The 14669-nt window shown below is 69.3% G+C and carries 9 protein-coding genes; 6 read left to right on the forward strand and 3 right to left on the reverse strand.

The window, feature by feature from the left end; genetic code table 11:
- Positions 1-115 precede the first annotated feature (115 nt).
- The 3 genes from WJ12_RS21585 to WJ12_RS21595 all read right to left on the reverse strand — a co-directional run bounded on the left by WJ12_RS21585 (position 116) and on the right by WJ12_RS21595 (position 8990).
- Complete coding sequence (locus WJ12_RS21585) at positions 116-4906, reverse strand: ESPR-type extended signal peptide-containing protein (protein WP_059560056.1); 4791 nt, start codon at positions 4904-4906, stop codon at positions 116-118.
- 200 nt (positions 4907-5106) lie between these two features.
- Positions 5107-8142: a hybrid sensor histidine kinase/response regulator gene (locus tag WJ12_RS21590; RefSeq protein WP_226103863.1), complete on the reverse strand. Its 3036-nt coding sequence runs from the start codon at positions 8140-8142 to the stop codon at positions 5107-5109.
- A gap of 59 nt (positions 8143-8201) precedes the next feature.
- Entirely contained in the window at positions 8202-8990 is a 789-nt protein-coding gene (locus WJ12_RS21595) for a response regulator transcription factor (protein ID WP_226103864.1), read from the reverse strand.
- A 559-nt stretch (positions 8991-9549) separates the two neighbouring features.
- On the opposite strand from WJ12_RS21595, the gene WJ12_RS21600 reads away from it, so the two are divergent.
- The 6 genes from WJ12_RS21600 to WJ12_RS21625 all read left to right on the forward strand — a co-directional run bounded on the left by WJ12_RS21600 (position 9550) and on the right by WJ12_RS21625 (position 14636).
- Positions 9550-10986, forward strand: a complete 1437-nt coding sequence (locus WJ12_RS21600; protein ID WP_059560048.1) for a sensor histidine kinase — start codon at positions 9550-9552, stop codon at positions 10984-10986.
- Positions 10983-11621: a response regulator transcription factor gene (locus tag WJ12_RS21605; RefSeq protein WP_059560044.1), complete on the forward strand. Its 639-nt coding sequence runs from the start codon at positions 10983-10985 to the stop codon at positions 11619-11621. The genes WJ12_RS21600 and WJ12_RS21605 overlap by 4 nt, the downstream gene beginning before the upstream one ends.
- A gap of 108 nt (positions 11622-11729) precedes the next feature.
- Positions 11730-12446: an outer membrane protein gene (locus WJ12_RS21610; protein ID WP_059560042.1), complete on the forward strand. Its 717-nt coding sequence runs from the start codon at positions 11730-11732 to the stop codon at positions 12444-12446.
- A gap of 223 nt (positions 12447-12669) precedes the next feature.
- Positions 12670-13668, forward strand: coding sequence for a serine protease (locus tag WJ12_RS21615; RefSeq protein WP_226103865.1), 999 nt, complete (start codon positions 12670-12672; stop codon positions 13666-13668).
- A 115-nt stretch (positions 13669-13783) separates the two neighbouring features.
- Positions 13784-14119: an ArsR/SmtB family transcription factor gene (locus WJ12_RS21620; protein WP_059560038.1), complete on the forward strand. Its 336-nt coding sequence runs from the start codon at positions 13784-13786 to the stop codon at positions 14117-14119.
- Between the two features lie 22 nt (positions 14120-14141).
- A complete protein-coding gene (locus tag WJ12_RS21625; protein WP_059560036.1) occupies positions 14142-14636 on the forward strand; it encodes an arsenate reductase ArsC in 495 nt (164 codons plus the stop codon).
- Positions 14637-14669: the final 33 nt, after the last annotated feature.

Raw genomic sequence — 14669 nt, forward strand, 5'->3', positions numbered from 1 at the left:
CGCACCGACGGCCGGTGGCAACTCGCGGGAATCGCCACTGGCCGTCGGCCGACAAGCGGAAGGGGCGATGCCCTTCCGCGTCGGGGCGGCACTCCGCTTGCGCGGAGCCCTTCGGTCAGAACTCGTAGCCGACTTGCGCACGGACACCCACGTCGCCGACCGACGTGATCGACGTCGCGCCGTTCACGAGCCAGTTGCCGCTGCGCGACCGGTAGGTGGCGCCGGCGGCGATCGCCGAGCCGCTCTTGAAGTTCGCGGCGCCGACCGCGACGACGGTCTTGCCCGGTTGCGACGGCGTCATGTTCGGCATCGCCATCGCGGCCGCGATACCGGCATACGCGTTCTTCGCGACGTCGTTGATCGCGCGGTTCGTGTCGTTGAAGCGCTGGTCGACCGATTCCATCGCGCGGTCGAGCTGGCCCTTCGTGGCCGCGTCGCTGGCGTTGATGCCGTCCGCGATGTTGACGAGCCGGCGGTTGCCTTCTTCCGTGCCGTTGCCGAACGAGACGGTGTTGGCTTCCGCCGCCACCGAGCCCTGGCCGATTGCGACCGAGCCGCTGCCGGTGGCCGATGCGCCCTGGCCGAGTGCGGTGCTGTCCTTGCCGGATGCAACCGCGCCCTGGCCGAGCGCCGTGCCGTTTTCGCCCGACGCGACCGAGCCCTGGCCGATGGCCGAACCGTTGTTGCCCGACGCGACCGCGCCCTGACCGACGGCCGAGCTGTTGCTGCCCGATGCCGTCGAACCCTGGCCGATGGCCGAACCGTTGCTGCCCGATGCGACCGCCCCCTGGCCGACAGCCGAGCTGTTCTCGCCGGACGCGAGCGCGCTGTCGCCGATCGCCGAGCCGTTTTCGCCCGTTGCCACCGCGCCTTCGCCGACGACGGTCGAGCCGTCGCCCGTGCCCGGGCCGCCCGTGCCGGGGTTCGTTTCGAGTTCGCCGAGACGGTCCGACAGATCGTCGAAGCGGTTCGACAGGTCGCCGAACTGGCCGCTCAGTTCGCCGTACTGCTTCGCGAACTGCTCCTGCAGGTTGAACAACTGGCTGCCGTTGATCGCGTCCATGCTCGTCGCGCTGATTTCGCCAGCGGCGACGCGCTGCAGCTTCGTGCCGAACGTGCCGGCGAACGTCACCGTGTCGAAATTCAGGCCCGAGTCGTACGTGACCGCGCCGACTTCCTTGCCCGTGTAGTCGATCAGTCCGGTTGCACGGAGCTGCGACACCGTCACGACGTCGTCGTCGTCCACGCCGTTCGCGACGCCGGACAGCACGCGCGCGCCGCCGGTGCCCGTGAAGTTCACCACCGAGCCGCCGGTGTTTGCGCCGACCGTGATGCCGCCCGTCGTCGGATTCTGCTGGACGAGGCCGAGCGTGCCGCTTTCGAACTGCTCGGAAAGCTTCTTGAGGCCGCCTTCGTTGGTCGTCATGCGACCGTCGAGATTGGTGACGGCGTCGCCGACCGAGTTGACGATCTTCGTGCCGCCGCTGCCGTCGCCGACGGTGAAGGACGGTGCGGAGATCGAGCCGTCCGAGTTCACCTTCGAATTGCCGCCGATTGCTGCCGCGACGCTGTCGGACACGCCATGCAGTTGCGAACCGTTGACGGCTTCGGTACTCGTCGCCGACACGTCACCTGCCGCGACGCCTGCGAGCTTGCGGGCGCCGGTCTTGCTGCTGAAGTTCACGGCATTGCCGTCGGTGTTCGCGCCGACGGTGATGTCGTCGCCCGGGTTGGCCTGTCGGACGAGGCCGAGCGTGCCGCTGCCGATGTCGTCAGCGAGCTTCTTGATGTCGCCTTCGTTGGTCGTCGTGCGGCCGTCGAGATTGGTGACGGCATCGCCGACCGAGTTGACGATCTTCGTGCCGCCGCTGCCGTCGCCGACGGTGAAGGACGGCGCGGAGATCGAACCGTCGGAGTTCACCTTCGAGTTGCCGCCGATTGCTGCCGCGACGCTGTCGGACACGCCATGCAGTTGCGAACCGTTGACGGCTTCGGTACTCGTTGCCGACACGTCGCCTGCCGCGACGCCTGCGAGCTTGCGAGCGCCGGTCTTGCTGCTGAAGTTCACGGCATTGCCGTCGGTGTTCGCGCCGACGGTGATGTCGTCGCCCGGGTTGGCCTGCTGGACGAGACCGAGCGTGCCGCTGCCGATGTCGTCAGCGAGCTTCTTGATGTCACCTTCGTTGGTCGTCGTACGGCCGTCGAGATTGGTGACGACGTCGCCGACCGAGTTGACGATCTTCGTGCCGCCGCTGCCGTCGCCGACGGTGAAGGACGGCGCGGAGATCGAACCGTCGGAGTTCACCTTCGAGTTGCCGCCGATTGCTGCCGCGACGCTGTCGGACACGCCGTGCAGTTGCGAGCCGTTGACGGCTTCGGTGCTGGCGGCCGACACGTCGCCTGCCGCGACGCCCTTGAGCGTGCGCGCGCCGGTCTTGCTGCTGAAGTTCACGGCGTTGCCGTCGGTGTTCGCGCCGACGGTGATGTCGTCGCCGGGCTTCGGCTGCTGGACGAGACCGAGCGTGCCGCTGCCGATGTCGTCGGCGAGCTTCTTGATGTCGCCTTCGTTGGTCGTGACACGGCCGTCGAGATTGGTGACGACGTCGCCGACCGAGTTGACGATCTTCGTGCCGCCGCTGCCGTCGCCGATGGTGAAGGACGGCGCGGAGATCGAACCGTCGGAGTTCACCTTCGAGTTGCCGCCGATTGCTGCCGCGACGCTGTCCGACACGCCGTGCAGTTGCGAGCCGTTGACGGCTTCGGTGCTGGCGGCCGACACGTCGCCTGCCGCGACGCCCTTGAGCGTGCGTGCGGTGCCGCCGGTCGCGCTGAAGTCCACGGCGTTGCCGCCGGTGTTCGCGCCGACCGTGATGTCGTCCCCCGGATTCGCCTGTTGCACGAGACCGCTGGTCCCGCTCTCGAGCTTGCTCAGCTTGTCGTCGATGTCGCTGATCTGCGACGTATGTCCGGCGACGGTGCTGTTGGTCGACGAGAGCCCGGTGCTCAAACCCGCGACGGCGCTGTTGGTCGACGAGAGCCCGGTGCTCAAGCCCGCGACGGTGCTGTTGGTCGACGAGAGCCCGGTGCTCAGGCCCGCGACGGTGCTGTTGGTCGATGAGAGGCCCGTGCTCAGGCCCGCAACCGTGCTGTTGGTGGCCGAGAGGCCCGTGCTCAAGCCGGCGACCGTGCCGTTGGTCGACGAGAGGCCGGTGCTCAAACCCGCGACGGTGCTGTTGGTGGCCGAGAGCCCGGTGCTCAGGCCGGCAACCGCGTTGCTCGTCGTCGACAAGCCGGTGCTCAGGCTGGAGACCGTGAGGTTGGTCGCGGCGATCGCGTTGTTCGTCTTCGTGAACTCGGCCGTCATCTGGCCGAGGTTTACCGCGTCCGTGTCCTGCGTGCCGGCGGCCACGTTGGTGATCTGCCGACGCAGCGCCGACGAGCCGACCGAAACGCTGTTGTTGCGATCGGTGGCCGCGCCGGCGCCGAGCGCCACCGAATCGGTATGGGACGCGCTTGCGTTGACGCCCAGTGCAACGCCGTGCGAGCCGCTTGCGTTCGCGCCATTGCCGACCGCGACGGCGGCGCCGCCCGCACTGCTGGCCTGGAAGCCGAGTGCCGTGCTGTTGTTGCCGCTGGCGAGTGCGCTGTTACCGACGGCCGTCGCGTAAGATCCCGAGGCGCTCGTGTTCGTGCCGATCGCAAGCGCGGCCGTACCCGCTTGCGCGGCGACCGTGCTGTTGCTCGTATCGATCTTGACGTACGTATCGTCGACCTTCGTCGACAACTCCGTCTTCATCTGGCCGACGTTCACGGCATCGTTGTCTTCCGTCCCGGCGGCGACGTTGACGATCTGGCGCGTGAACTTGTTCCCGTCGATATTGGGAACACCGGCACCCACGGATACGGTGTTGTCCCGATCCGCAACCGTGCCGAAGCCCAATGCGACGGCGTTGTTGGCGCCGGCGCTGGACGTGGTGCCGATCGCGACCGACGCGTTGCCGGTTGCCACCGCAGCGCGACCGGTACCAATGGCGCTGCCGAGAGCAACGCTGTAGTTCCCGGTTGCCGTCGAATTGGCGCCGAGCGCCATGCTGGCGGTGCCGGTCGAGGTGGCCGACGTGCCGAACGCAGTCGAATAATTGTTGGAGGCGGACGCATTGGATCCGATGGCGGCCGAGTTCGAATTCGCCACGCGTGCGTTCATCCCGAGCGCGACGGCATTGTTTGCGCCGTTGGCGATGGCTGCTGACTGGCCGATGGCCGTCGAGCCCGTGCCGCCCGACGTTGCAGTGGCGCCGATCGCCACCGCGCCGGTGTTCGTTGCGGAAGACGCGCGTCCGAATGCCAGAGCGTCTTCGACCGTTGCCGATGCCAGGTAGCCCATCGCGATCGTGTACCTTCCGGTGGTTTGCGCTTGGCCGCCGATTGCGATTTGCCGGTCGCTGGCGTCTGCGTTCTTTGCTCCCGCACCAAGCGCAACCGAGTGCAGGCCGCTGGCCGTCGTGTTGGAGCCGATGGCAACTGAACTCGAACCCGCGGAAGTCACGGTTTGACCGATGGCGACCGCATTGGCGCCGGTTGCGCTTGCAGGATTTGCAGTAGCGTTGACCTTTACGAAGGTCGTATCGTCAGTCGCCATCGTGCCGACGGTGCCCATCATGCCGATCGCACCACCGCCTGCCGCCGTGCATACCCCCGCCGCATCGACCGTTCCGCTCGACCCGTCCGCCGTCATGCACGCTTCCGCCGCGGCCGCGCTGCCGATCGCCGCGCCACCCAGCGCGATCGCGATCACCGCTTGCCGCGCCGCGCGCGCCGATCCCTTCGAATGCGACTTCGCCGTTTCCGCGGCGGCCGTCCATGTGCTGGTCACGGCGTTCCAGACGCTGCGATAAGTCTTGTTCATGCCCCTACTCCTTTCAGTTTGTCAGTTCACAAACCGATGGTAGGGATCGGCCTCGTCCTAATCAGTCGTCCAGGGCTGATTCGAGATAGCGACCGTGTAGGCCCAGTCCTACGCGCGCGACGACGCGCCGCGGGCATGCGCCGCAGAACGAAAGGCGAGGGATCGGGGAGGCCGGCGCGCGAGGGCCGGCCGTGCGGGAATCAGGCAGTCGGCGCCTGCGTTGCGCGCCGTCGCAGTGCTTCCCGCGCGAGGGCGTCCGCGTCGGCGAGCCGCGCATCGAACGACGTCAGGTCGCCGCCGTGCACGATGGCTTGCAGTTCGCCGATCGCGTCGGCCACGGCATGTTCGTGAATCGTCGCGAACGCGCCGCGCAGCGAGTGCAGTTCGTGACGCAGCGCGGCGATATCGTTGCGTGATGCCGCGTCGTGCATCGCCGCGACCGATTGCGCTCGACTCGTTTCGAGCAACGCGTGCACGTCCGGCGGCAGCGGACCTTGCGCGAGATCGACGAGCGTGCGCGCGGCGGGCGCCTGCGCCGCTGCCGTCTGCGCGTAACGCCGCACGGTGCGATCGATCGTATCGAGCAGCACCGGTTTCACGAGCACGGCGGCGATGCCCGCTTCCGCGCAGCGCGCATGCTCGGCCGCGCTCGCGTGCGCGGTGACGGCGACGACCGGCAGCCCCGGATATTGGGCACGCAGCACGCGCGCGAGCGTATAGCCGTCCATCCCCGGCATGTTGAGATCGGTCATCACGAGGTCGTGGCGCGTCTCCGCGCAGCGCCGCAACGCCGCCGCGCCATCGTCGGCGGCGTCCGCCGCATAGCCGAGCGTGACGAGTTGCCCTTGCAGCAGCGTGCGGTTCACCGGGTGATCGTCGACGACGAGCACGCGCGCGGCGACGGCCGGCAGCGCGGTATCGTCGGCCCGCGCGGCGTCATGTTCGGCAACCTGCGCATCGGTGGCCGCGCGCAGCGGCAGCGTGACGACGAACGTGCTGCCCTTGCCGGGTTCGCTCTTCACGTCGACCGTGCCCTGCATCATCTGCGTGAGCTGCTTCGTCAGCGCGAGGCCGAGCCCGGTGCCGCCGTAACGGCGCGTGATCGACGTGTCGGCCTGCGTAAACGGGCGGAACAGCGCCGCGCGCTGCGCGTCGGTCATGCCGATGCCCGTGTCGCTCACGCCGATCGCGACGGGCGATTCCGGGTTCGTGTCGTCGCGCAGGTAGACCTCGAGCGTGATTTCCCCGTGGTTCGTGAACTTGATCGCGTTGCCGACGAGGTTCGCGGCGATCTGCCGGATGCGCGTCGGGTCGCCGACGTAGCGCGACGCGAGCGCATCGTCGACGAACACGTCGAACTGCAGCCCCTTCGCGGCCGCGAGCGGCTCGAACATCGCGCCGGTCTGCCGGACCGTCTCCGCGAGATCGAACGGGATCGCCTCGATCGTCATCTGGCCGGCTTCGATCTTCGACAGGTCGAGGATGTCGTTGATCAGGTCGAGCAGCACCGACGACGCGCCCTCGACCGTATGCAGCCGCTCGCGCTGCGAATCGGCGAGCGGCTCGCGGCCGATCAGCTCGAGGTTGCCGAGGATCGCATTGAGCGGTGTGCGGATCTCGTGGCTCATCGTCGCGAGGAACGCCGATTTGGCGTCGTTCGCGGCGTCGGCGGCGCGCGCCGCTTCGTCGAGCCGGCGCTCGATGTTCTTCTGCGACGTGATGTCGGAGAAGTTGCACAGCACGACGTCCATGTCGCGAAAGCGCGTGCGCACCAGATTGACGAGCAGGTCGACGGCCTCGCCGGCGGCGGTGGGCAGCGTCACGTGCAGATCGGGTTGCCACGCGGCGGCGGCGGGCGAGCGGTCGAAGCGTGCGAGCAGCCGCGCCGGCAACGAAGGTTCGCCCGCACGCCGCGCATCGTAGTCGCGCATCGTGTCGTTTTGCAGCAGCACCGCGCCGTCGGCGAGCGACAGCAGCGCGATACCGGACGGCGCTGCCTCGACGATCGTCCGGTTCAGGTTCTCGCTGTCGATCACGCGGCGCGTGCGCGCGTCGTCGGGTTTCAATACGCGGCGGTCGAAGCGCACGAGCAGCCACCAGACCAGCGCGATCACGGCCAGCATGACCGCGACGTACCAGCCCGCGTGCAGCCCGATCGTCGCGAGCAGCGAGCGCAGCGTGAACGCCTGCACGAGCGTCCAGTCGGTTTCGGGAATGGGCTGTCTCAGCGAGAACAGCCCGTCGCCGAACGCGGTGCGCGGCCCGCTGCGATTGGCTGCCTCGTGCGTGGGCGCGCCGAGGCGTTCGAGTGCGACGCGGGTGGCGTCGTCGTCGGCCGCGATGCCCGCGCGCAGCAGCGTGCGGCCGTGCGCGTCGGCGACGATCGCGGCGTCGGTCGTGCCGCCCGTCGACAGACGGGTGCGCAACACGTCGACCGGCAGCGTCGACAGGAAGACGGCGCGGGGCGCACGCGCATCGTAGACGGCACCGGCGATCCGGAACACGTCGCGGCGCTGTACGGGATCGTAGACGGGCGCATACCATTGGTATTGGCCGGGCGGCGGCGTGTCGATGCCGGCGGCGACTTTCGCGACGAGCGTCGCTGCATCGGTGGCGGGCGACGCGGTGAGCGGATCGGGCGGGATCGGTTCGGGGATGACGACGGCAAAGCTGTGGTCGGGGCGATAGGCGTAGCCCGCGATCGCGCGGTCGGCGTCGTGCTTGGCGACGTACGCGCCGACCCGATAGCTCATGTCGCTCGCCATCGCGAGATCCTGAGCGTAGCGCGCGGCCGGTTGCGCGGGCGACAGGTCGGCCAGCACGAGCGTCGGCGGGAAGGCCGGGCTGCCCTGGATCACGAGTCGGCCGCGGCCGGCCTGGAGTGCGGCGACGCGCGCCGGATCGGTCGCGCGCGTGTTCCATACGGCTTCGTCGTGCGTGACGAGCGTGTCCATGCCCGTCGTGCGCATCTTGAATTCGATCTGGACGAGGAACTGGCGTACCGCGAACGTCGTATAGCGCGCCTGGATCGCATCGCGCGCCATCGTATACAGCATCAGGCCGCTGGCGAGCAGGATCGTGACTGTCACGGCCGCGCCGCCGGCATAGAGCAGTGCGCGCTGGCGGCGGCCGACGCGGGTCGGCGCGGCGGACGCGTGTCCGGCGGCGGCGCGGGCGTGATCGGGTGTGGCGCGGTGGTCCATCGGGAGCGGGGCGGTCGGCCTGGGTGCCCCCATGATAATGGAGTCCGATCAGCGCGCAATGGGGCCTGTCAGGGTTGCGGGGGCGCGCGGCGTCATTGCGGCGGCGCGCCATCGGAATCGGGCCCGCCCGGTTCGCACGCGACGAGCCGATACCCGACCCCGTACATCGTCATCATCCGCACGCCGTGCCGCCCGTCGAGTTCGAGCCGGTCGCGCAGATACGCGACGTGCGTGTCGAGCCGCCGGCTGGATGCCGCGACGAGCGAACCCCACACGAGCTGGCTCACGTGCGCGCGGTCGAGCGCGCGGCCCATGTTGAGGAAGAACGCGGTGATGATCTGGAAGTGTTTCTCCGTCAGCACATGCTCGCGGCCAGCGACGATGACGCTGCGCGTGGCCGTGTCGAATTCGAAGCTGCCGATGCGCCAGTGGCGATGATGGATCGCGCGATGATGGGACCAGCGCAGCCACGTTGCCATGCTGGCGACGAGCAGGTCCGGCGGCACGGCGTACGGCAGATGCTCGTTCGCGCCGGCCGTGAAGCAGGCGGATCGCGCGAGTTCCGTGTCGCGCTGACTGATCGACAGGATCGCGACGGTGCCGGCGAAACGCGCGCGCAGCGCACGGATCGCGTCCGTCGTGCGGCGGCAGGCCGTCTCGCATTGCACGATGAACAGATCGAACGCGCGCGTGTTGCAGGCTGCGAGCAGATCGGGCAGATACTCGAAGCGCGACGGCCGGTAGCCGGCGCGGCGCAGGATGTCCTCGATGCGCAGCCGGTCGTAGCCATGTCCGGCGCGGCGCAGGCGATCGTCGAACGAGCCGCGGCTCGGGTGGTCGATCGTCAGGATCGCGATGGCGGTGGAGGAAGCGTCGGTCACGATGTGGACGGCCCAGGCCGGTGTGGCGCGGTGGCGGGATGCATGCGCGATCGGATGAACGGAAGCGGGATCATGGCCGGACGGGTTCCGGGCAGGGTTCGGCGTGACGCCGTCCAAAAAAATTCCCGCCAGGGGAGGCGGGAGAAAGTATCGACTATGGAGCCTGTGCTCCCGGAGGCTCCGGAGGACAGGCAGGCCGATTGTGTTCGGTTCGGAGTGGGAAGAAAATCAGCCTGGTCTGAAATTACGCGTGGTCGGCCGCGATCGTGTTCGCGGTGCGACCCGGTGCGGGCGCCGCCGTGCGAGTGGAGGTGCGAGACGATGTCGTCGACGCGGCACGGCCATTCGCGAATGGTGGCCGGATTTGGGACGGGTCTGACGGCAAACATAACGGCATTCGGACCACGGGAAGTGCCAATTTGCCGACAATGAGCGCAATCGATCCGGCGCGCAGGGACGGCACTTTGTCCCATGCGCGCGCTCGTCGTCACCCTCAACCGCTTCGCTTGCCGCGCGGCGCGACCCGTACCCGTCGCGCATGGCCGCATTACCATCGATCATGAAACCGTCCGTCCGACTCGCCGCCTTGGCTGCGTGGCTCGCGTTGAGCCTCGCCGGCACCGCGTTGGTCGTCTCGCGCGCCGTCTCCGACGCGTACGACCGCTTCTTCCAGGATTCGAGCATCACGATTCGCCTGCTCGCGCAGAAAGCCGCGCAGCACGAGGCGATTCTCGCGACGCTCGGCGCGTCGTCGCTCGCTTCGCCGCCCGCGCATATGCTCGACAACCTGCGCGAACGCATGCCGCAACTCGGCGGGCTCGCGTACTGGCGGCCCGGCGCGGGCTGGCAGACCGATGGCGGGCCGGCGCCCGCCGCGCTGCCGCTGCGGCGGCCCGGCAAGCCGTTCACGCTGGCATTCGACGGCCCCGCTGCGTACTGGCTCGTCGCCGGGACCGGCTGGGCCGTGCGCGTCGATCCGCGCCGGATGCTGCAGCCGGGGGACTGGTCCACGGCAATCTCGTCGGCGGCGCTGGAATTGCGCGACCGCCGCATCGACCTGCTGTCGCCCACGCCCGGCGATGCGCAACCGCTGTGGACGATGCATCTCGAGAAACACCTGCCCGCGCAGCCGCAGGCCTTCGTGCTGCGCACGACGCGCACGCTGACGGCCGCCGACCTGCCGTGGCTGTCGATCGCGCTGTGGAACGCGGTGGCCGCGTTGCTCGCGGCCGGTGCGCTCGGCGCATGGCGGCTGCGCGAGGCACGGCGCCGTGCCGATGCACGTGCGCGCCTCGACCGCTTCGGCCGCCTCGACACCTTCGGCGAAATGGCCGCCGGCCTCGCGCACGAGCTGAACCAGCCGCTGACGGCGATCGTCAGCCACACGCGTGCGGCCGAACGCATGCTCGACCAGCCGGCCGAGCGCGACAGCGTGCGCCGTGCGTTGCAGACGAGCGTCGCGCAGGCGAAGCGCGCGGCGGCGATCCTGGAGCGCATGCGTGAAGCGGTGACCACCGCGCACGGCGGCGAGCGCCGCACGCTCGATCCCGACGCGATCGTGAATGCGCTGCTGTTCCTGTACCGCGACGACTGCGCGCGCGAGCACATCGCGCTCGGCTGGCACAACGCGGCGGCGCGCGCGCGGCCGTTCGCCGAGCCGATCGCGGTCGAGCAGATCCTGCACAACCTGATCCAGAACGCGCGCGACGCGCTCGCCGGCGCGCGCGCATCGCGCGGCGAGATTCGCATCAGCGGCGCACGCGTCGGCGGGCATTACCGCTTCAGCGTCGTCGACAACGGCCCCGGCGTGCCGGAAGACGCGCTGCCGCGCCTGTTCGAACCGTTCTTCACGACGCGTGCACGCGGGCTCGGACTCGGGCTGCCGCTGTGCGACACGCTCGCGCAGCGGCAGGGCGGCACGCTGACGCTGCGCAATCGGCCGTCGGGCGGCGTCGAGGCCGCGCTGCTGTTGCCGCTGGCAGGGGAGGCCGCATGAACGATTCGCGGCATTCGACGCACGACGCATCGGTCGTCGCGATCGTCGACGACGACGAAGCCGTGCGCGACGGGCTCGCGCTGCTGCTGCGCACGGTGGGTGTCGCGACGCGCCGTTATGCGGACGCATCGGCCTTTCTTGCCGATGCGGATGACGTGGCGCTCGGCTGCGTGCTGCTCGACATCCGGATGCCGGGGATGAGCGGCCTCGACGCGCTCGACGCACTGCGTGCACGGCGCGACCTGCCGGTGATCGTGATGACGGGCCACGGCAACGTCGACGCGTGCCGGCGCGCGTTCAAGCGCGGCGCGCTCGATTTCCTGCGCAAGCCGGCGGATGACGACGAGCTGATCGACGCGGTCCAGCAGGCGCTGCGCCGCCAGGCCGCGCGGCGCGGGCAGGGCGATGCGGACCACGTGCGCGCGGCCCGTGTCGCCACGCTGAGCGCGCGCGAACGCGAGGTGCTGGACGGCATCGTGCGCGGCTGGAGCAACAAGGCGATCGCGCGCGCGCTCGGGCTGTCGCCGCGCACGGTCGAAACCTATCGCGCGAACGTGTTCGACAAGCTGCAGGTCGCGTCGCTGGTCGAGCTCGTGCGCGATTACGCGGCGCTCGCGGGCGGGTCGCCTCCGTAGCGCTACGGAGGCGCGACCCGTACGCGACCGGGTGCAACGATCGTCGCGCGGTTCCTACGATGACGGTTTCTCCGACAAGCCATTCATCGTCAAGGAACCGGATTCATCATGATCAAGCGCTTTGCCCTGCCCTCCACGCTCGCCCTGCTGTTCTCGGGTGCCGCTTTCGCCGACAATGTCGCCGTGCTGGAACCGAAGAAGGCCGCCGACATGAGCGACGCCGGCTACTACGCGACGGGCCGCATCATCGGCGCGTTCGACAACGCGGTGAACATGGAGCTGACGAGCCCGCGCGTCGCGAGCCGCGTCGGCGGCCCGGAGACGGGCTCGAACGTCACCGGCTCGCTCGGCCTCGGCTACCAGTTCGGCAACGGCTGGCGCGCGGAAGGCGAATACGTGTTCAAGCGCAACAACAACTTCGTCAGCTACTGGGCGCCGTTCGATGCGAACGCGAACGAATTCCACGTGTCGGCGCAACGCCTGATGCTGAACGGCTACAAGGATGTCGATCTCGGCCGCGGCTTCTCCGTGTACGGCACGCTCGGCATCGGTGTCGCGATCGTGTCGGCCGACGGCTGGCAGACCAACGACGCGCGCCGCTTCGCATCGAAGACGCAGACCAACCTCGCCTACTCGGCCGGCGCCGGCGTGAGCTATGCGATCAACAAGCGTTTCTCGATCGACCTCGGGTATCGCTATGTCGACATGGGCAACGTCGAGACAGGCTTCAACACGTTCGCGAACCGCATCAACGCGCGCGACGAGCAGCTGAAGGCGAAGCTGTCGTCGAACGAAGTGTTCATCGGCCTGCGCGGCCGGTTCTGACGGCGACGGCGACGGCGACGGCGACGTCGGCGGCGCGGCGACGCATCGTCCGCTCCGGCCCTCGGGGACGGTAGGACCAGGCTGACTGCCGGATCGGACTGAAGGTGACGCAGTCCGATTTACCGCAACCGGTGCGACGGCGATACTCGGAGCCATTCGTTCAACTACGGGAGCACGGATTGCGGCGGCGGAGGTCGCGCAATGCGTCGTCGACATCATGAGCATGCAGGACATCACCGGGCAATACGCGATTCCGCTCGCACTTCCGTTCTCGGACGTGCCGCCGCCGTACGGCCGGCGACGCCGGCCGTTCGTGGCGAGCCGCCGGCCGACTCCGGTCGTGTTCGATCTGAAGCGCGCGCGTCACGCGGCGCCGCCGGCCTCGGCGCAGGCCGCGGTCGCGTCGCGGGCAACGAAGGCGCACAAGGCCGCGAAGGCCGTGCGCGCGGAGGATTTCGGTTCGGATAACCGCGCGTGGGTCAGGCCGCATCCGTTGCGCCGCCGCTGGCGGCTGACGCTGATGGCGTGCGCGCTGTTCGGCGCGGCGTGCATCTTCGCGACGCATTTCGTCGATGAACGTCAGCATGCGGCCGGGCACGGCGCGGTGTACGAGGCGTCGATCTCGGTGGCGCCCACGGCTGCGGTCGCCGCCACGGAGGTTGCGCAGGCGACCGGCCGATCCGCGGAAGTCGCGATCGTATCGGCCGATCGTGCTGCGTCGGCGGGTGAACAGGCGGCCCGTGCGGCGACCGTCGTGGCGAAAACCGTGTCCGCGGAATCGCGTGCGGCGCAGGCGGGCCGCGCGTCGGCGAGCGCGCCGGTTGCCGTTGCGATGGTCATCGCATCGGATGCCGTCGTTGCGGAAGCCGCGGCGCCGGTTGCGGAACGCGCATCGCCGGCAAGCAGGAAGCCGGTCGCGGTCGCGATCGCGGCGCGTGCGGCGGCGAAGCCTGCCGCCACGTTGCGCGGCAAGAAGGCGCGGGACGCGGCGCCGAACGCAGCCACCGCGTCCCGCGAGGCGACGCTGCAGGCGCAGCCGGCCGCACGCGTGGCGGACGCGCCGGCAGTCGCGCCGGTGTCGAGTTCGGCCCAGGCCGTCGGCATGACTGCCGCCGAGTTCACGCAATGGCTCGCGGTGACGCGCGACACGTCACGGCCGGCCGCGGGCGGCACCGATCTGTCGGTCGATCTGCCGAGCCACACGCGATTGATCGGGCGCTGACCTAGACGCGTGGCGCGCGGGCCCGGCGCATCTCTTCTCGGGGACAGCGCGCTCTCGGGCGACGCGCGCCTCGACGCGACTTCCCTGGTTTCCATATTTCGACTATTATCGAATAATGGAAACGAACCAGACCCTTGCCGCTCTCGCGGCGCTCGCGCACGAGTCGCGCCTCGCGGTGTTTCGCGCGCTGGTGCAGGCCGGGCCGCAAGGCATGCCGGCCGGCCAGATCGCCACGCTGCTCGAGGTCCCGCCGTCGTCGCTGTCCTTCCACTTGAAAGAACTCGCGCATGCGCAGTTCGTGACCAGCCGGCAGGAAGGCCGCTTCGTGTTCTATTGCGCGAACTTCGCGACGATGAACGGCCTGCTGGCCTACCTCACGGAGAACTGCTGCGGCGGCAATCCTTGCTCGCCGGTGCCGGCATGCGCGCCGTCCGGCGCCTGCGAATCCTGAAGCGCGCTCGCGCCCGCCTTTCATGACCACGAACGTCCTGATCCTCTGCACCCACAACTCAGCCCGCAGCGTGCTGGCCGAGGGCATGCTCAACCACTGGGCCGCGAAACTCGGCAAGGACGTGCGGGCCTACAGCGCCGGCAGTGCGCCGAGCGGCCGCCTCAATCCGTTCGCGCTGGCGGCGCTGACGAACGCGGGCGTCGACGTCGACGGCTACCGCAGCAAGAACTGGGATGAATTCGTCGGCGACGGCGCGCCCCGCATGCGCGTCGTCATCACCGTGTGCGACAGCGCGGCGTCGGAGCCGTGCCCGTACTGGCCCGGCAGCCCCGTGAAGATCCATTGGGGCTATGCCGATCCGTCGAACGCGACGGGCGGCGACGAAGGCAAGCGTCTCGCGTTCGAACTGACGCGGCAGGCGATCGGTTACCGGATGCTGCAGTTGCTGGCGCTGCCGCTCGATCGCATCAGCGATGCCGAACTCCAGGCAGCGCTGGTCGGGATCTCGCAAAACTGATCATGCGCCGCGCGGCGTGCGCGACACGCGACC

Source organism: Burkholderia seminalis (assembly GCF_001718535.1).
Taxonomy (GTDB): Bacteria; Pseudomonadota; Gammaproteobacteria; order Burkholderiales; family Burkholderiaceae; genus Burkholderia; species Burkholderia seminalis.